Below are 18552 nucleotides of genomic sequence, written 5' to 3' on the forward strand. Positions count from 1 at the left end.
TCGCCCGCGGAAATCGGGCGACTCGCGCGTCGGAATCGGGCGACTCGCGCGTCGGAATCGGGCGACTCGCGGGAACTGTCCGCGAGTCGCCCGGAATCCGCACGTGACTCGCCCCTTGTCAGGCGGTGGGGAGGGTCAGGGCGAAGGTGGCGCCGCGGCCGTCCGGCGGCTCGACGCACCGCAGGCCGCCCCCGTGTGCGCGGGCGATCCCGCGCGCGATCGCCAGCCCGAGGCCGGCTCCGCCGTCGGCGGCGCGCGCCTCGTCCAGACGCACGAGCCGGTCGAAGATCCGCTCCCGGTCGGCGGGCGGCACGCCGGGGCCGCGATCCGTCACGAGCACCGTCGCGGTCGGCCCGTCCGAGGTGACGCTCACCGTGACGCGCCCGTCCGCGCCGCCGTACCGCCGCGCGTTGTCGAGCAGGTTGCCCAGCACCTGCCCGAGCCGCGCCGCGTCGCCGGGGGCCCGCACCGGGTCGCCGTGCACCTCGACGGTCAGGTCGGGCGCCAGCAGCCGCACCCGCTCGACCTCGGCGTCGACCACCTCCAGCAGGTCCACCCGTTCGCGGCGCAGCTCGATGCCCGCGTCGATCCGGGCCAGCACCAGCAGGTCGTCCACCAGCCGTCCGGCGCGGTGGCTCTCCCGGAGCAGCAGCAGGTGCAGCCGTTCCCGCTCCTCGTCGCCGAGTCCGGGGGCGATCGCCGCCTCGGCGACGGCCTGCACGCCCGCGATGGGGGTGCGCAGCTCGTGTGCGGCGTCGGCGACGAACCGCCGGGTCCGCGCCTCGGACGTCCGCGCGGCCGCCTCCGCCCCTTCCAGCTCGTCGAGCATCGCGTCGAACGCCGAGGCGGTGCGGCCGAGCTCCGTGTCGGTGCGCGACGGCGCGAGCCTGCGCCCCCGGTCGCCGCGGGTGATGGAGCGCGCCAGCCCGGTCATGGTGTCCAGCGGGGCCAGCGCGACGCGGGTGGTCAACAGCGTCACCACCCCGGCAACCGCCAGCGCCCCGACGCTCAGCAGCAGGAACGTCCGTCGCAGCAAGCCCTGGGCGCCGCTCACCGGGCCGCCGTCGGCCACCAGGGTGAGCTGTGAATCGTCGGCCAGCGGCGCCTGCAGCACCTGGTCGTCGCGGTCGTCGCCGTCATCGTCCCACCAGTCGTCATCGCGCGGCCCTGGCCGGCCCGGCGGCTGCCCGGGTTCGTCGTCGTCGGCGTCGCCCTCGTAGACGCGCCCGTCCGGCGCGACGATCTCGGCCCGGACCCCCGGTGCCTCCACCCGCCGCGCCACCTCCTCCGCCGGCACCCCCTGCGCCACGAGCTGGCCGGCCAGCGCGGCGCGGACGTCCAGCTGCTCGCGCAGCTCCGCCCGGATCTGCGCGCTGAACACAACGTCGGTCAGGACACCGACCAGCAGCAGCACCGCGGCGAGCACCGCCATGCTCAGCGCCGTGACGCGCCGCCACAGCGACACCGTGCGCAGCCGCGTCACGCCCCGCCCTCCGGCGGGTCGGCCCGGAGGACGTATCCCAGCCCGCGCACGGTGTGCACCAGTCGCGGCTCGCCGAGCTTGCGCCGCAACGCCGACACGTGCACCTCCACCAGGTTCGGGTCGTAGCTCGCGTAGCCCCAGACGCGCGTGAGGATCTGCCCCTTGCCGACGACGCGGCCCCGCTGGCCGGCGAGGAAGTCGAGCAGCCGCAGCTCGGTGGCGGTCAGCTCGATCGGCACGCCCGCCCGGCGCACCTCCCCGGCGGAGGCGTCGATCATCAGGTCGCCGATCTCGACGACCGAGGGCGTGCGGCCCATCCGGCGCAGCACCGCGGTCACCCGCGCGACCAGCTCGGCCAGCACGAACGGTTTGACGACGTAGTCGTCGGCCCCGCCGTGCAGCCCGCGCAGCCGGTCGTCGACGGCGTCGCGCGCGGTCAGCATCACCACGCCCGCGTCGCTGTGCCGGCGCACGACGTCGAGCAGCGTGAACCCGTCGCGCCCCGGCAGCATGATGTCCAGGACGACGAGATCGGGTCGGAACGCGGCGAGGTCAGCCTCCAGGGTCCGCCCGTCGGGGCGTCCGGTCACCCCGAACCCGGCCTCGCCGAGCCCGGCGAGCACGGCGGCGCGGATCGCCTCGGCGTCCTCCACCACCAGCACGCGCGCGTCCACCCGACCATTCTGTGCCGCCCCGCCCGGCCCGGGCTGAAGATCGGCTGAAGGTGTGGCGGGGATTTCAGGTCGCGTTCAGGAACGGGCAGCAGCGTCGGTGGGGACCGATCGAGACCACGAGGAGCACCACCATGAGCACCCCCACCACATCCCCCTCCCCGCGCCGCCGCAGGCTGCGCGGGCGCCGCCTGGTCATCGGCGCGGCGGTCGTGGCACTGCTCGACGGGTTCGGACCGGGGTTCGACCCCGCGTCCGTCCGCATGGACGGGCGGGACGGCCCCGGCCGCGGCGACGCCCGGTGGGCCGAGGACGACCGCGACGATGACGGTGACGCCGACCGCGACGCCGACCGCGACGCCGACCGCGGCCCCGCCGACGGCCGCGACGGCCTGGACTCCGACGACGCCGTGCTCACCGGCACCGTGGCGGCGGTCGGCGACGGCACCCTCGCGGTGAACATCGACGGTGCCGCGCAGCGCGTCCTGCGCACCGACGGCGACACCGACGTCCGCGGCGCGGGCAACAGCCGGTTGGGTGACCTGCAGGCCGGCGAGCGGGTGGTCGTCGAGGTCGAGGGCAGCGGCGACACCGCGGTCGCCGACAGCGTGTGGACGCCCGAGGCGGCTGTCACCGGCACGGTGACGGCGCTCGACGGCGACCGCGCCACGGTCACGGGCGTGGACGGGCTCGTCGTCGCCGTCGACGTCGCGGCCCTGTCGCAGAAGCCCGTCGTGGGCGATGTCGTGACCCTGACCGGCATCGCCGCCGACCGCAGCACGCTGCGGGCGGACGGCATCCGCGTCTTCCCGCGGGTCGCCTGACCGGCTCATGAGTGGAGAACGTCGCCATCACGACGTTCTCCACTCACGGCCGGGCGAGCAGGTCGTGCACCACCGCCGTCGCCGCGCCGAGCAGCGCGGCGTCCGGCCCGAGCGCGGAGAACCGGACGTCGACGGCCGGGCGGGAGACCACGCGCGCGGCCAGCTCGGTGCGCACCGCGTCGATCAGCGGCTCGCCGCAGCGGGGGTAGATCCCGCCGAGCACCACCGACGGCACGTCGAGCAGGTTGACCGCCCCGGCCAACGCCACCCCGAGCGCCCGTCCCGCCCGCGCGAGCGGGGGGCCCGGCCGGGCGGCGAGCAGGGCGTCCACATCGGGCGTCCCGGCCGCGCGCAGCAGCGCCTCCAGCCCGGCGGCCGTCTCGAGGCAGCCGCGCCCGCCGCAGCTGCACGCCGGCCCGTCCGGCTCGACGACCACGTGGCCGATCTCCCCGGCCCGGCCACCGGCCCCGCGGAACAGCGCGCCGCCGAGGAGGATCCCGGCGCCGACGCCGATGCCGCCGGAGACGTACACCGCGTCGGCCGGGCCGCCGGTGCGCAGCTCCGCCAGCGCGGCGAGATCGGCCTCGTTCCCGGCGCGCACCGGAAGCCCGTCGAGCCGGACGCCGAGCTCGTCGCCGACCGCCACGTCGACCCATCGGGGCAGGTTCGGGGCCCGCTCCAGTACGCCGTCGGCGCCCACCACGCCGGGCAGGGCGACGGTGGCACCGGCGACGGGCAGCCCGGCCTCGGCGGTCACCTCGCCCGCGAGCGCCGTGGCCGTGGCGAGGCCGGCAGACGGCACGTCGTCGCGGTGGTCGGACGCGACCGTGCGGCGAGCCCGCACCGCGCCGGACAGGTCGACCACGCAGGCGCTCACGTGGTCGACGCCGATCTCGATGCCGAGCCCGGCCGGTCCGGAGCGGTTGAGCTGCAACGGGCTCGCCGGGCGGCCCGGCGTGCCCCGGGCGGCGGCGAGCTCGGTGACGAGCCCGGCCGCCAGCAGCTCCTCCACCAGCGACGACACGGTGCCGCGGGTGAGTCCGGTCCGTGCCGCCACCCCCGCCCGCGACACCGGCTCGCCGCCGGCGATCTCGCCCAGCACGAGCGCGAGGTTGTGGCGGCGCACGGTCTGCTGACCGGCTGCGCCGCCGTTTCGTGCCGACTCGCCCGCCACTTCGTGCCGACTCGCGGGGGCTCGGGTCACGTCCGGGCGGCCGTCAGGTCGCGGACCTCGGCGTAGCGCTCCCGAACGGCCGGGGTCGGCTCCGCCTCGAACGTCGTGGTGTCGGCCGCAGCCCACACCGCCGGTTCGGCCGACCCGGCCAGCACCCAGGCTGCCTGCCGCGCCGCCCCGTCGGCCACGTACTCGCCGGGCGTCGGGCGCAGCACGGGCCGCCCGAGCACCGCGGGCGCGATGCGCGCCACGGCCTCCGAGCGCGCCCCGCCGCCGATCAGGAAGGCCCTGCCCACCGGTACCCCGGCCGCGACGAGCGCGTCCAGGGCGTCGGCCATCCCGCACAGCAGCCCCTCGACGGCGGCCCGGGCCAGGTGCGCGGGCGTCGACGTCGCCAGCGTGAGCCCGTGCAGGGCGCCCGTGGCGTCCGGCCGGTTGGGCGTGCGCTCACCCTCCAGGTACGGGACGAGCGCGAGCCCACCCGCGCCGGCCGGCGCGGACAGCGCCAGCCGGGAGAGCTCGTCGTGGTCGACGCCGAGCAGCGCCGCCGCCGCGTCCAGCACCCGGGCCGCGTTGAGCGTGCACACCAGCGGCAGGTGCTCGCCCGTCGCGGACGCGAACCCGGCGATGATCCCGGTCGGATCCGCCGTGGGCGTCGGGCTCACCGCCGACACGACGCCCGACGTGCCCAGCGACACCACCACGTCGCCCACGGCCGCGCCCAGTCCCAGCGCCGCGGCCGCGTTGTCGCCCGCTCCCGGGCCGAGCAGCACGCCGTCGGGCGTCCGGCCTGCGGTCTCGCCCGGAGCCAGCACCCGGGGGAGCACGACGTCGTCGCGGCCGAGCGCCCGGGCCAGCAGGTCCCGCCGGTACTCGCCGGTGACGCCCGAGTAGTACCCGGTGCCGCTCGCGTCGCTGCGGTCGGTGACGAGGTCGTCGAGGACCCCGGTGCCGCGCAGCTTCCAGGTGAGCCAGTCGTGAGGGAGGCACACCGCCGCCGTCGCCGCGGCGTGCTCCGGCTCGTGCGTCGCGAGCCAGCGCAGCTTCGTGGCGGTGAACGACGCGACCGGGACGCTGCCGGTCGCCTCCGCCCACTCCTTCGCGCCGAGCTCGGCGACCAGGTCCGCTGCGGCACCCGCCGAGCGGGTGTCGTTCCACAGCAGCGCAGGCCGCACCACCTCGCCGTCGGCCGACAGGCACACCATCCCGTGCTGCTGCCCGCCGACGGCGATCGCGGAGACGTCCGACAGCCCGCCCGCCGCGTCCAGCGCGGCCTGCAGCGCGTCCCACCACGCGGCCGGGTCGACCTCCGTGCCTGGCGGGTGGGGCGCCCGGCCCTCGCGGACCAGGGCGCCCGTCTGCTCGTCGCGGACCACGACCGTGCAGGACTGGGTGGAGGAGTCCACCCCTGCCACGAGCGTCATCGCGCGCCGGTGAGGTGGTCGACGGCGAGCTGGGCGAGCCGCACGAAGCCGTAGCCGCGCTCGCCGGCCTTGTCGGCGTCGAAGTCCTCGAACGCGCTGCGGTCGGCGAGCAGGTCGGCCACGGTCTCGCCGGGGTTCAGCGTGGGCTTGGCGAGGTCGGCCACGCCCGCTACCGCCAGCGCCTCGGCGACCTCGGGGTCGGCCCGGAACGCCGCGGCGCGCTCCTTGAGCAGCAGGTACGTGCGCATGTTGGCGGCCGCCGACACCCACACGCCGTCGACGTCCTCGGTGCGCAGCGGCTTGTAGTCGAAGTGCCGCGGCCCGTCGTAGGCCGGGCCGCCGCCGGGGGCGCCGTGCTCGAGGAGGTCGACCGTGGCGAACGCGTTGAGCAGGTCGCCGTGGCCGAACACGAGGTCCTGGTCGTACTTGATGCCGCGCTGGCCGTTCAGGTCGATGTGGAAGAGCTTGCCGGCCCACAGCGCTTGGGCGATCCCGGCCGAGTAGTTCAGCCCGGCCATCTGCTCGTGGCCGACCTCGGGGTTCACGCCCACGATGTCGCCGTGCTCCAGCTCGGCGATGAACGCCAGGGCGTGCCCGACGGTGGGCAGCAGGATGTCGCCCCGGGGCTCGTTCGGCTTCGGCTCGATCGCGAACCGGATCCCGTAGCCCTGCTCCTTGACGTAGCCGGCGAGCATGTCGATGCCCTCGCGGTAGCGGTCGAGCGCCGCGCCGATGTCCTTGCCGGCGTCGACCTCGGCGCCCTCGCGGCCGCCCCAGAACACGTACGTCGACGCGCCCAGCTCGGCGGCCAGGTCGAGGTTGCGCAGCACCTTGCGCAGCGCGAAGCGGCGCACCCCGCGGTCGTTGCTGGTGAACGCGCCGTCCTTGAACACCGGGTGGGTGAACAGGTTCGTGGTGACCATCGGGACGACGAGCCCGGTCTCCTCGAGCGCCTGCTTGAAGCGGGCGATCAGCCGGTCGCGCTCGGCCGCAGGCGTGCCGAACGGGATCAGGTCGTCGTCGTGGAACGTGACGCCGTACGCGCCCAGCTCGGCCAGCCGGTGGACGCTCTCGACCGGGTCGAGGGCCGGCCGGGTGGCGTCACCGAACGGGTCGCGGGCGGGCCAGCCGACCGTCCACAGGCCGAAGCTGAAGCGGTCGTCGCGGGTGGGCTGCGGCATTGGGGAACCCCTTTTGTTCGACCATCGTACAAACAGGGGAACGGTAGCGTGCCGCACGTGCGTCTGGCTACGTGGAACGTGAACTCGGCTCTCTCCCGGCTGCCCCGGTTGCTGCCGTGGCTCGACGAACGCGCCCCGGACGTCGTCTGCCTCCAGGAGACGAAGCTGTCGGACGAGGCCTTCGCCGAGTCGTTCGCCGCACCGCTGGGCGAGCGCGGGTACGAGGTCGCCCATTTCGGGGAGGGCCGCTGGAACGGCGTCGCGCTGCTCTCGCGCGTCGGGCTCGTCGACGTCGTCCGCGGCCTGGTCGACGAGCCGCGGTTTCCGGCCCCGACGTCGCCCGCCGAGGCGCGCGCCGTGACCGCGACCTGTGGCGGGCTGCGCGTCACCTCGGTGTACGTGCCCAACGGGCGTGCCCCGGGCGACCCGCACTACGGCTACAAGCTCGAGTGGCTCGCGGCGCTGCAGGCGTCCGTGACGGATCCGGCCACCTCGGTCGTCGCGGGTGACATGAACATCGCGTGGACCGACGACGACCTCTGGGACCCGTCGCTGTTCGTCGAGTCGACCCACGTGACGCCGCCGGAGCGCAAGGCGCTCGCGGAGCTGCAGCAGCTCGGGCTGCACGACGTGGTGCGCGACCGGTGGCCCGGCGAGCGCGTGTTCACGTACTGGGACTACCGCGCCGGGCTGTTCCACCAGGACAAGGGGATGCGGATCGACCTGGTGCTGGCCGGGGCCGATCCCGCGGGCCGGGTGGCCGCGGCATGGGTGGACCGCAAGGCGCGCAAGGGGAAGGGCCCCAGCGACCACGCGCCCGTGATCGTCGACCTCGACACCGCCCCGGACGGTGACATCGGGCCCGTCGTGCCCCCGCCCTCGACGCCCGCGAAGCTGCCGCACCGGGCCTGAATCCCCGGAAACCGGCTCACGGGAGCCCACCGCCTGGGACAGTGCTCGCATGTCGGGCGCGTACGGGTATCCGCAGTTCGGTCCGCAGCGCCCGCGCGCGGCGGTGGTGCGGCTGGTCGCCGCCGCGCTGCTGGTGGTCGCGGCCGGGTTGGCGGTGGGTGGGAGCTTCGGCGCCTTCTCCGTCTACCGGTACGAGTCGGCGTTCACCCCACCCACCACGAGCACGGCGAGCGGCTGGGGAGTCACGGTGGAGCCCGCGCCCGAGACGCCGAGCACCGCGCTTCCCACCCTGTTCGGCGTCCCGCTCGCCGCGGCCGCCGCGCTCGCGCTCGGAGCGGCGGTCCTGCTCGTGGTCGCGGCCCGGCGGCCGGACGATCCCGCCCCGGCGCGGTTGCTCGGCGTCGGCGCTGCCGGACTGTTGATCGGCATCGTCTCGGTCGTCTGGCTCGGCCTGCTCACCTCGATGCACAACGTGGCCCGGGACGGCATCGAGCCGGGAAGCGGCTTCCTGGACGGGATCGAGATCGGTGCCGGGGGATACCTGATCCTCGCCGCGTCGTCGGCCGCGCTCGTCGCGGCCGTGTTGTTGCTGGTCCCACGGCGCACCGAGGTCCTGCCGCCCGGGGCGCCGCCCGTTCGCACCGCCGTGGCCCGGAGCGCCACCGCCCTGGCCCCGCCGGGGGCCGCCGCGCCACGAAGCGGCTGGGGCCCGCCACCCGCATGGGAGGACCCACCGCGACACCCGGGCTGAGCGGGCCGACGACTCGGGCGGGTGACGGATGATCCATCCGGGTACTGCTCCCGCGTGACGCTGCTGGAGAACCGTGAGCTGACCGTCCTCGACCCGCGCACCGACGAGGTGGTGGCGCGCGTCCCGATCGCCTCCGAGGAGCGGTGCGAGGCCGCCGTGCGGTCCGCCCGCGCCGCCGCCTCCACCTGGGCCCGGACGCCCGCCGCCGAACGCGGGGCCGCCCTGCACGCCGCGGCCGCCGCCGTCCGAGCGGCCGCCAACGAGCTGGCGGAGCTCAACACCCGCGAGACCGGCAAGCCCCTCGACGACGCCCGCGGCGGGGTCGAGGCCGGGATCGGCACGCTCGTGCAGTACGCCGAGCTCGGCCCGGTGCACCGGGGCCGCAGCCTGCACGGCGGCTGGGACGCCACCGACCTGATGGTGCCCGGGCCGCGCGGCGTGGTGGCCGTGCTGACGCCGTGGAACGACCCGGTCGCCGTCGCGGCGGGCCTGATCGGCGCGGCGCTCGCCACCGGCAACACCGTGGTCCACAAACCGAGCGAGCGGTGCCCGCAGACCGGGCGGCGGTTCGCCGAGATCGTCGCCGAGCACCTGCCCGCGGGCGTCCTGGAGATCCTCGACGGGGACGGCGCGGTGGGCGCGTTCCTCGCGGCGGCACCGGTGGACGTCGTCGCGCACGTCGGCAGCACCGCCACCGGCCGGTCCATCGGCGAGGCCTGCGTGCGGACGGGGGCCAAGCCGCTGCTGGAGAACGGTGGCAACGACCCGCTGATCGTCGACGGCGGCGTGGACCCGGCCTGGGCCGCCGCGCAGGCCGCGCTCGGCTCGTACGCCAACGCCGGACAGATCTGTGTGGCCGTCGAGCGGATCTACGTGCACGCCGCGGTCGCCGACCCGTTCCTCGCGGCGCTCACGCAGGAGGCCCGGGAGTGGGCGGATCGGATCGGCCCGCTGGTGGACCGGGAGCACCGGGTCCACGTGCACGGCCACGTGGCGGGCGCCCTGTCCGGCGGCGCGCACGCGCTCGCCGGCGGCGAGATCCCCGACGGGCCCGGCGCCTTCTACCCGCCGACCGTGCTGATCGGCGTCGAGCCGGACATGGCGGTGCTGCGGGACGAGACGTTCGGCCCGGTCGCACCTGTGCGCGTGGTAACGGACTTCGACACGGCGCTCGCCGAGGCGTGCGACGACGGCTACGGGCTCGCGGCCACCGTCCTGACCTCGGACATGGGTAACGCCCAGACGGCGTGGCGGGAGCTGCCGGTCGGCACCGTGAAGATAAACAACGTGTTCGGAGGGGCGCCTGGTGGGGCGGCCCAGCCGCGCGGGGCGAGCGGCACCGGCTACGGCTACGGCCCCGAGCTGCTGGACGAGATGACGACGACGAAGGCGGTGCACCTGTCGCCGGCACCGCGCGGCTGACGCGGTTGCCCGTCCCGCCGATCGCAGCAAGGTGGCTTTACTGCGGTCCGGTGGCAGCAAAGCCACCTTGCTGCAACTCGGGCCGCGCGCCCACCGGATGGGGCGACACCCGTCCGGGCGGTCTCCTGGGTCCTGAGCTGCACGTCGGGCCGGTGCGCGCGACCGTTGCGAACGAGTCACCGGCCCGACCGAGGAGGCCCCGTGAGTGCTCGTTCCATCTGGAGGCACGCCGTGGGGGCGCTCGCCTGCCTCGCGATCGTCGCCGTGGCGTCCTGTTCGGCCACGGATCCGGCGGCGGAGTCGCAGGGGGCGCCGCCCGCGGCCGCGCCCACCGAGCCCGACGGCGACGGCGCGTCCGGCGACGTGCAGCGGAGCGCGCTCGGCCGGGCCAACCAGGGTGCGCTGACGTTGGTGGCACTCGGCGGGCTCGGACGCGAGCAGGCCGCGGGCGACGAGGTCCGTGACCTCGGTACCCGGCTCGCCACCGAGGGTCAGGCGTTCCTGGACCGGCTCCAGCAGGCGGCGACGGCCCAGGGTGTGGCGCTCGGGGACTTCCCCAGCGCGGAGCAGCAGGCGCTGCTCGCCGACCTCCGCGCGCGGTCCGGGCAGCCGTTCGACCAGGCCTGGCTGCGCACCGCGATGCAGGTGCAGCAGCAGGCCCGGGACGCGGCCACCGCGATCCTCTCCTCGGCGGACGCCTCCGCCGAGGCCCGCGACGCCGCCGAGTCGCTGCTGGCGCTGCTGGACGGGATGAACGCCGAGATCCGGCGGGCCGCGACCTCAGCGGGGGCCGACACCCCCGCCGCGGTGGACGCCGGGACCGGCGGCCAGGCCGCCACCGACGCGCCGCCCGGCGTGGCGCTCGGGCTCCTCGCCGCGGGCGTGGTCCTGGTGTGCAGCGCGCTGTGGCGGCGGCGCGCGACCTGACCGCTTCGGCCACCCGCCGGCCCCGGATCCTGCTCGCGTGTTGGGGCGTGCTCTGCCTGGAGGCCGGCGCCACGCTGCTCGCGACGGCGCCGCCCGAGCCGGGCGCGCTCGGCACCCTGCCGGCGCCCGTCGTCGCGGTTCCGTCGCGCGGGGTGCTCCTCGGGCCGCCCGCCGTCCCGTTCCGTCCCCCGTGGTCCGCCCCCGGCGCCGTCGACGCGGGCGTGGTGCCCGTCGGCATCGCGTTCCCGGGACGCGACGTGCGGGCCCCGGTCGTCCCGGTTCGCACCGACGGCGCGGGCGCGCTCGTGGTGCCCGACGCCCCGTCGACCGTCGGGTGGTGGTCGCCGAGCGCGCTCGCCGGTGGCGCGACCGGCCCGACGGTGCTGGCCGGGCACGTGGACACGGCAGCCGCCGGGATCGGTGCGCTCGCCGTGCTCCGCGTCGTGGAGGTCGGGGAGCGGATCGAGGTGACCGGCGTCGACGGCCGCACGTTCGCGTACGAGGTCGTCGCGCGGCGGCAGTACGTCAAGGCCGAGCTGCCGCCGGAGGTGTTCGCGGCGGGCGCGCCGCCCGGGCTGGTCCTGATCACGTGCGGGGGCCGGTTCGACCCCCGCACGCGGCACTACGAGGACAACGTGGTGGTGTTCGCCGCGAAGGCCTGAGCCCCGGCGCGGCCGGTGATTGCCGCCCCCAGCAGGGCGAGCCCGGCCATCCCTGCGACCAGCACGGGCAGCGCCACCGCAGGCGAGGTGAACAGCGCGAGGAGCGCGCCGCCCAGGCCGATCATGAGGGCGACGGTGAGCTGGTCGGCGATCTGCGCCGCCGAGGAGTGGAATCCGACCGCGCTCGGGGCCGACTGCTGCAACAGCAGGTAGGACACCGACGAGAAGCCCAGCCCCATCCCGACGCCGGCGACCACCCAGAACGGGGCGGCGAGCCACGGCACACCCCAGGCCGGCGCGACGAGCAGCATCCCGGCCGCACCGAGCGCGACGGAGCAGAAGCCGGCGCGCAGCAGCGTGACCCGGGACAGGTCGGGGTGGCGGCCCTGCCAGGCGGCGGCGCACGACCAGCCGAGCGAGCCCAGAATCAGCGGGATGCCGGCAGCCGTCAGCGACCAGCCGTGGGTGCCGTTGAGCATCAGCGGCAGGTACGAGTTGATCGCGAAGAACGCGCCGGCGAGCAGCCCGCGCGCGGCGACGACGGTCGGAATGCCCCGTCCGGCCCGGAACACCCCGGTCGGCAGCAATCGCAGCAGCGCGGGCACGAGCACTCCGAGCGCCGCGGCCGCCACCCCGAGCGCGAGCAGGCTCACCTGCTGCGACGCCCAGCTCAGCCCGGCCACGCCGGCCGCCGCGGCGAGGGCGGCGACGACCAGCCCGCGCCGCGGCGCGGCCACCTCACCGCTCGGTGGCTCGAGCTGTCGGACGGCCGGCACCACGAGGCCGACGGCCAGCAGGACGAGCGGGACCAGCCCGAGGAACACCCAGTGCCAGGACAGCGCCTCGGTCACCACGCCCGAGACGGGCGGACCGATCAGCGCGGGCAGGACCCATGCCGAGGAGATGAGCGCGAAGACCGCGGGCCGGGCCCGCTCCGGATAGACCACGGCGATCAGCACGAACGCCGCCACGGTCATCGTGCCGGCACCGAGTCCCTGCAGCACCCGCCCGACGAGCAGCTGCGCCATCGCGCCCGCCGTGCCGGCCACGGCCAGGCCGATGCCGAAGAGCAGCGGCGCGGCGACCAGCGGCACCCTCGGCCCCGCGCGGTCGCACCAACGCCCGCCGAGCACGGTGCCGAACACCGACGCCGCCATGAACGCCACGAACGGCCAGGCGTACAGCGCGACCGCGCCGAGGTCGGCCACGAGCGCGGGCATGGCCGTCCCGACGCCCATCGACTCGAACGCCACCAGGCTGATCAGCAGCACCAGCCCGGTCGTCGTCGCGCGGCGGCTCGGGCCGAAGAGCTCAGCGCGGACGGGGGCGGGGACAGGGGCTGCGGTCACGGCGACGATCGTGCAACCTTGACAGGGGTTCAGGTCAACCTGGTTCTCCATCATGGGGGTCCGATGGGTCACGACCGCATCGCGGCGACGTGTGCGGGGAGACTGCCGCGGCCCGCACCGTTGCTCGCGACGGCACTGACGACGTCGAGCACCCCGACCTGGTCGCGCAGCGGATCGAGCGGTACGCCGAGGTGGTGGGGGCGCCCACCGGCTGCGGGATCGCCACCGTGACCGTCGGTGCGGACGGGATCGACCCGCGGAACGCGCGGGCCGAGCTCCGCTCACTGGTGAAGGGCGCCGCGCTCGTGGGCGGACGCGCATGACGCGGTTCCTGCGCCCGTCCCACCTCGTCGCCACCGCCGACGCGGTCTGGGCGGTCGACGACTTCCAGCCCGTCGCCGCCCGCCTCGACCCGGTCGACGGGCAGCTGCTCGGGACCGTGGCCTGGCCGGAACTGCCGCCGCAGCCGGTCGACCGGGCCCGGCTCGTCGCGGCCGACGCCCGGCAACGTCTGGGTGCAGCACGGCGAAACACTCGGTCTCCTCGACGCCGACGGGGTTCGCGGCACCTGCCGCGCGGCGGGAGCCACCCTGCTCGCCGCGGGTGGGCCCGGCGCATGGCTCGCCGAGATTCCGTACATCGATGTCGGCGAGGCGGGACCGGACGGCACGTGGGGCCCCGCGCCACCCCTGCCGGACGGCCGGATCGTGCTCGTCACTCCCGACCGCCGCCACCGGGAGATCCGGCTGGATCGCCCGGTGTCCGTATTGGCCGCCGACCCCGGCGGCCTGCTGGTTACGGTGTCGGAACGGCCGCCGGAGGCGATCCCGACCGGGCCCGGGGGCAACACGTTCGACTACCACCGCACGACGCTGATCGTGCCGTGGCAGGCGCTGGGGGCGGACCGGATCGTCTGCGCCGACCATCCACGGGTGGAACGCCGTCACACAGGCAACCCCGGCTGGTTGCGGCCCAGGCCCCACGCGGGCTGGTGGGCCGGCGGGTTGTGGTGGAGCGGCGGTTGGGACCCGGCCGGATCGAAGATCGACCGCCCGCTGCTCGCCGTCGGCGTCGACGACGAGGGTGCCGAGCAGGCCAGGGTGGCGCTGGGCAGGGGCAGCATCCGCGCCGGCTGCATCGTGGGTGAGCGGATCTGGCTCGCCGTGTGGCGCGGACGGTTCCTCCACGTGGACGCCGACGCGCCCGCCGACGTGGTCGTGCTCGACCCGGTCGCGCGTCGGGTGGCACAGGCGCTGGCACCGGACGCCGTCGTGATCGCGGCGCACTGCTGGCCGCCGCCGTCCGCCCCGCCGGCACACGTGATGGAGCACGCCGAGCAATGGCTCGGCCGGTTCGCCGGTCTCGAGGCGTTCTGGACCGACGAGGCCGGGGCGACCGCACCGCTCGCGGCCGGGATGACCGACGCCCGCGCGGCGCTCGACGGTGAGTGGCCTGACCTCGCCGTACGGGTCACCTTCCGGCACCCGTACTTCCCGGGCGGCCTCCTCAGCCGCCGCATCCCCCTCGTCGACGAGCTCGGGCGCCCGGTCGAGCCCGAGTACGCCGACATCGGGTTGATGGAGGACCTGGACACTGGATACCTGCCGCCCATGACGGAGGCGGTCGACGGGATCCTGGAGATCTGAGCCAGCCCTCGGATCCGCCCCGGCCCACGCGTGGCAACCTTTCCCCGTGAGCACCAGCACCACCGCACCCACCGACGTCACTCCCGAGGCCACCGCCGTCCGCGAGGCCGCCCAGCGCGCCGCGGCCGCGGCGCCGGGCGTCCGGGCCGCCGGGGGACCGGCGATCGACGCCGCCCTGCGCACCGCAGCGGGCCTGCTCCGCGAGCGTTCCGACGACCTGCTCGCCGCCAACGCCGCCGACGTCGAGGCGGCGAAGCGGAACGGGATGGCGCAGGGCCTGCTCGATCGGCTGCGGCTGAGCCCGGAGCGGCTGGCCGACATGGCCACGCAGCTCGAGGTGCTCGCCGACACTCCCGAGCCGCCGCTGCAGCGCGAGGTCCGGACGCTGCCCACCGGTGAGCGCGTGTTCGAGCGCCGGGTGCCGGTCGGGGTGATCGGCGCGGTGTTCGAGGCCCGCCCCAACGTCACGGTGGACGTCGCCTCGCAGGTGCTCAAGGCCCGCAGCGCCGCCGTCCTCCGCACCGGCTCGGCCGCACTCGGGTCGGCCACCGCGCTCGTCGAGCTCGTCATCGCGCCCGCGCTCGCCCGCCACGGGGTGCCCGAGGCGGCGGTACAGCTCGTCCCCACGCCGGGGCACGCGGGAGCCGAGGCGCTCGTCGGGCTGCCCGACCTCGTCCCGCTCGTGGTGGTGCGGGGCAGCGGCGAGGTCACCCGCAAGCTTTCGACGCTCGGCGCGGCCGCCGGCACCCGAGTGCTGGCCCACGCCGACGGCGGCGGCGTCCTCTACCTCGACGCCAGCTCCGACGAGGCGGACGTGACGCGCCTCGTCACCGACAGCACCGACCGGCTGGGTGTCTGCAACCGGCTCAACCTGCTGCTCATCGACCGGCCCGCGTACGACCGGCTGTGGCCGGTCGCCGAGCGCGCTCTCGCCGAGCGCAGGATCACGCCGAGCCTCCCTCCGCACGACCACCGGCTCGGCCACGAGTGGGCGCTCGACTCCGGCGCCGAGGCCCACGTCACCGTCGCGCAGGTCGACGGCCCGGTCGACGCCGCCACCACCGCGGCCCGCGAGACGTCCGGGCTCGCGGCCACCGTCTGCGCCACCGACGAGGCCGCCGCCACGGCGTTCATCGACGCCTACACCGGCACCGGGGTGTTCTGGAACGCCACCACCCGGCTGCTCGACGGCTACAAGCTCCTCGGCCTGCCCGAGACCGGCATCAACGTCGACCACACGCCGGGCCCGCGCGGCCCGGTGACGTACGTGGACCTGTCGCTGCGCCAGTTCGTGGTGCTGCCGCCCGCCTGACCCGGGAGTACGGTCCGCCCCGTTGCAGCAAAGCCACTTTCATGCCAGCAGGCTGCGTGAAAGTGGCTTTGCTGCAATCGGACCCGGCAGGACCGGGCGGCCCTCCCGGGCCCGAGCGAGCCGCCGTCACCACGGGCTACATTCGGCGGCGTGCCTGCCGTAGAACTGCATCGGACGACGTTGCCCAACGGGTTGCGGGTCCTCATCGTCCCGGATCCGGCCACCCCCGTTGTCGGCGTCGCGGTGCACGTCGACGTCGGATTCCGCTCCGAGCCCGAAGGCCGCACCGGCTTCGCGCACCTGTTCGAGCACCTGATGTTCCAGGGCAGCGAGAGCCTGGAGAAGCTGGCCCACTTCCGGCACGTCCAGGGCTCCGGTGGGGTCTTCAACGGCTCGACGCACCAGGACTACACCGACTACTTCCAGGTGCTCCCGGCGGCGGCGCTGGAGCGCGCGCTGTTCCTCGAGGCCGACCGCCTGCGCGCGCCGAAGCTCACCGAGGAGAACCTGCGCAACCAGGTGGACGTGGTCAAGGAGGAGATCCGGCTCAACGTCCTCAACCGGCCCTACGGCGGGTTCCCGTGGATCCTGCTGCCGCCGGTCCTGTACGACACGTTCCCCAACGCGCACAACGGCTACGGCGACTTCTCCGAGCTGGAGCAGGCCTCGCTCGACGACGCCGCCGCCTTCTTCGACACCTACTACGCCCCGGGCAACGCGCAGGTCACCGTGGCCGGCTACTTGGACGTCGAGGAGACGCTGCGCCTGGTCGAGAAGCACTTCGGGGACATCCCGGCCCGGCCGACGCCCGTCCGTCCGTCGTTCGGCGAGCCGCTGCCCAGCGGCGAGCGCCGCGAGGCCACACCGGACGCGCACGCCCCGCTGCCCGCGCTCGCGCTCGGCTACCGGATGCCCGACCCGGCCACCGACCTCGACGGCTACCTCGGCCACGCACTGCTCGGCTCCGTGCTCGGCGACGGCGAGGCCGCCCGTCTGCAGCGCCGGCTCGTGCACGCGGACGGGCTCGTCACCGACATCTCCGCGAGCGCCGGTCTGATGGGCCCGCTGGACGCCCGCGATCCCGACACGTTCACGATCACCGCCGTGCACCCGGCCGCCGTCGACCCGGACCGCGTGCTCGCCGCCGTCGACGAGGAGCTGGACAAGCTCGCCGCCGAGGGCCCGAGCGAGGACGAGCTGGCCCGCCAGGTGGCGCGCTGGTCCGCCGGGATGCACCAGGAGAACGACCGCGTCATGTACCGGATGCTCGGCCTCGGCGCGCGCGAGCTGCTGTACGGCCGCGCCGAGATCAGCGTCGAGCTGCCCGACCGGCTCGCCGCCGTCACCCCCGAGCAGGTGCGTGCCGCCGCGGCCGCGCTGCGCTCGGGCGGGCGGGGCGTGTTGCTGGTGGAGCCGAGCGCCGCCCAGGAGGACGCCGCATGACCGTCACCACCCACCGCACCGCCGAGGAGATCGGTCGCACCGCGGCGGGCCCGCGGTCGCTGCCGCCGCTGGGTCCCACCCGCGCCGTCCCGCTCCCGGACGTCGAGGAGCGCACGCTGCCGAACGGGCTGCGCGTGCTCGCCGCGCACCGGCCCGGCGTGCCGATGGTGGAGCTGCGCCTGCGGGTCCCGTTCGCGGGGGACGCGCCCGAGCACCCCGCCGTCGCCGAGCTGCTGGCGTCCTCGCTGCTCACCGGCACCGCCACCCGCGACCGCGTCGGGATCGACGACGAGCTGGCCGCCGTCGGCGCCGACCTCGGCGTCAACGTCGACCCGGAGCGGCTGCAGATCGGCGGCTCCGGGCTCGCCGACGGGCTGCCCGACCTGCTCGGCGTGCTCGCCGACGTGCTCACGTCCGCCACGCACCCCGACGGCGAGGTCACCCGCGAGCGGGAGCGGCTCGTCGAGCGGATCACGGTGGCACGGTCGCAGCCGCGCACGATCGCGCGCGAGGCGCTGCAGCGCAGGCGCTTCGGCGATCACCCGATCACCCGCGAGATGCCCACGGGCGCCGAGGTCGCGGCCGTCACGCCCGAGCAGGTGCGCGCGCTGCAGGCCGCGGCGCTCGTGCCGCGCGGGTCGATCCTCACCCTCGTCGGCGACATCGACACCGCCGCGGCGATCGCCGAGGTCGACAAGGCACTCGCCGCGTGGACGTCGGACGCCACCGCCCGCGAGCTCTCCGCTCCGCCGCCGCTCGCGCCGGGCGACCTGCAGCTCGTGCACCGCCCCGGTTCGGTGCAGTCGCAGCTGCGGCTCTCGGCGTCGGCGCTGCGCCGTCACGACGAGCGCTACGCCGCGCTGCAGCTGGCCAACCTCGTGTTCGGCGGCTACTTCTCCTCGCGCTGGATGGAGAACATCCGCGAGGACAAGGGCTACACCTACGGCGCCCACTCCGGGATCGAGTTCATCCCGGACGGCGCCGTCCTCGGCGTCGAGACCGACGTGGCGAGCGACGTCACCGCCGCCGCGCTGCTCGAGACCCGCTACGAGCTGGGCAGGCTCACGGCGGTGCCGCCGACCGCGGCCGAGGTCGACGCCGCCCGCGCGTACGCCGTCGGGTCGCTGCTGATCTCGCTCGACAGCCAGGGTGGGCTCGCGTCCACGCTGGCCGCGCTGGCCGCCGACGGGCTCGGCATCGACTGGCTGCGCGAGCACCCGAACCGACTGGAGGCCGTCACCGTCGAACAGGTCACCGAGGCGGCGCTGGAGTTCTTCGCGCCGACCACGTTCACCGGCGTGGTGGTCGGCGACGCCGACGTCATCGGCGCGGGCGTCCGCGCGCTGGGCGGGATCACCGGACCGTGACGGG

Annotated in this window: 17 protein-coding genes; 11 read left to right on the forward strand and 6 right to left on the reverse strand. The window is 75.7% G+C overall.

Annotation, left to right across the window (positions count from 1 at the left end):
- Positions 1–118: 118 nt before the first annotated feature.
- Positions 119–1483, reverse strand: coding sequence for a sensor histidine kinase (locus KME75_RS02980; protein WP_308282516.1), 1365 nt, complete (start codon positions 1481–1483; stop codon positions 119–121).
- On the reverse strand, positions 1480–2157 hold the full coding sequence (locus tag KME75_RS02985; protein ID WP_219412953.1) for a response regulator transcription factor: 678 nt from the start codon (positions 2155–2157) through the stop codon (positions 1480–1482). The genes KME75_RS02980 and KME75_RS02985 overlap by 4 nt, the downstream gene beginning before the upstream one ends.
- 131 nt (positions 2158–2288) lie before the next feature.
- Between KME75_RS02985 and KME75_RS02990 the strand changes: the two genes are divergently transcribed.
- Positions 2289–2978: a hypothetical protein gene (locus tag KME75_RS02990; protein WP_219412954.1), complete on the forward strand. Its 690-nt coding sequence runs from the start codon at positions 2289–2291 to the stop codon at positions 2976–2978.
- Between the two features lie 43 nt (positions 2979–3021).
- Here the strand turns inward: KME75_RS02990 and KME75_RS02995 are convergent, their stop codons facing one another.
- The 3 genes from KME75_RS02995 to xylA all read right to left on the reverse strand — a co-directional run bounded on the left by KME75_RS02995 (position 3022) and on the right by xylA (position 6757).
- A complete protein-coding gene (locus KME75_RS02995; RefSeq protein WP_219412955.1) occupies positions 3022–4104 on the reverse strand; it encodes an ROK family transcriptional regulator in 1083 nt (360 codons plus the stop codon).
- A gap of 74 nt (positions 4105–4178) precedes the next feature.
- Complete coding sequence (gene xylB, locus KME75_RS03000) at positions 4179–5576, reverse strand: xylulokinase (protein ID WP_219412956.1); 1398 nt, start codon at positions 5574–5576, stop codon at positions 4179–4181.
- Positions 5573–6757, reverse strand: a complete 1185-nt coding sequence (gene xylA / locus KME75_RS03005) for a xylose isomerase (RefSeq protein WP_219412957.1) — start codon at positions 6755–6757, stop codon at positions 5573–5575. The genes xylB and xylA overlap by 4 nt, the downstream gene beginning before the upstream one ends.
- Positions 6758–6814: 57 nt before the next feature.
- Between xylA and KME75_RS03010 the strand changes: the two genes are divergently transcribed.
- The 5 genes from KME75_RS03010 (at position 6815) to KME75_RS03030 (ending at position 11431) form a co-directional block, all read left to right on the forward strand.
- Positions 6815–7669 (forward strand): exodeoxyribonuclease III, encoded by an 855-nt coding sequence (locus KME75_RS03010; RefSeq protein WP_372452551.1) that lies wholly within the window; start codon positions 6815–6817, stop codon positions 7667–7669.
- Positions 7670–7718: 49 nt separating this feature from the next.
- Complete coding sequence (locus tag KME75_RS03015; protein WP_219412959.1) at positions 7719–8420, forward strand: hypothetical protein; 702 nt, start codon at positions 7719–7721, stop codon at positions 8418–8420.
- Positions 8421–8474: 54 nt separating this feature from the next.
- Complete coding sequence (locus tag KME75_RS03020) at positions 8475–9842, forward strand: aldehyde dehydrogenase family protein (RefSeq protein ID WP_372452552.1); 1368 nt, start codon at positions 8475–8477, stop codon at positions 9840–9842.
- Positions 9843–10043: 201 nt separating this feature from the next.
- The gene (locus tag KME75_RS03025; protein WP_219412960.1) at positions 10044–10769 is read left to right on the forward strand and encodes a DUF4142 domain-containing protein; all 726 of its coding nucleotides are present in this window, start codon (positions 10044–10046) and stop codon (positions 10767–10769) included.
- Positions 10736–11431, forward strand: coding sequence for a class F sortase (locus KME75_RS03030; protein ID WP_219412961.1), 696 nt, complete (start codon positions 10736–10738; stop codon positions 11429–11431). The genes KME75_RS03025 and KME75_RS03030 overlap by 34 nt, the downstream gene beginning before the upstream one ends.
- On the opposite strand, the gene KME75_RS03035 is transcribed toward KME75_RS03030, so the two are convergent.
- Positions 11392–12780 (reverse strand): MFS transporter, encoded by a 1389-nt coding sequence (locus KME75_RS03035; protein WP_308282517.1) that lies wholly within the window; start codon positions 12778–12780, stop codon positions 11392–11394. The genes KME75_RS03030 and KME75_RS03035 overlap by 40 nt on opposite strands.
- Positions 12781–12869: 89 nt before the next feature.
- Here KME75_RS03035 and KME75_RS03040 point away from each other — a divergent pair, with 89 nt between their 5' ends.
- The 5 genes from KME75_RS03040 (at position 12870) to KME75_RS03060 (ending at position 18548) form a co-directional block, all read left to right on the forward strand.
- The gene (locus tag KME75_RS03040) at positions 12870–13103 is read left to right on the forward strand and encodes a hypothetical protein (protein ID WP_219412962.1); all 234 of its coding nucleotides are present in this window, start codon (positions 12870–12872) and stop codon (positions 13101–13103) included.
- Positions 13104–13295: 192 nt separating this feature from the next.
- A complete protein-coding gene (locus tag KME75_RS03045) occupies positions 13296–14426 on the forward strand; it encodes a hypothetical protein (RefSeq protein WP_219412963.1) in 1131 nt (376 codons plus the stop codon).
- A gap of 46 nt (positions 14427–14472) precedes the next feature.
- Positions 14473–15738, forward strand: a complete 1266-nt coding sequence (locus KME75_RS03050) for an aldehyde dehydrogenase family protein (RefSeq protein WP_219412964.1) — start codon at positions 14473–14475, stop codon at positions 15736–15738.
- Between the two features lie 150 nt (positions 15739–15888).
- A complete protein-coding gene (locus KME75_RS03055) occupies positions 15889–17181 on the forward strand; it encodes a M16 family metallopeptidase (RefSeq protein ID WP_219412965.1) in 1293 nt (430 codons plus the stop codon).
- Positions 17178–18548, forward strand: a complete 1371-nt coding sequence (locus tag KME75_RS03060; protein WP_219412966.1) for a M16 family metallopeptidase — start codon at positions 17178–17180, stop codon at positions 18546–18548. The genes KME75_RS03055 and KME75_RS03060 overlap by 4 nt, the downstream gene beginning before the upstream one ends.
- The last annotated feature ends 4 nt before the right edge of the window (positions 18549–18552 follow it).

This window comes from Pseudonocardia nigra (assembly GCF_019396355.1).
GTDB classification, from domain to species: Bacteria; Actinomycetota; Actinomycetes; order Mycobacteriales; family Pseudonocardiaceae; genus Pseudonocardia; species Pseudonocardia nigra.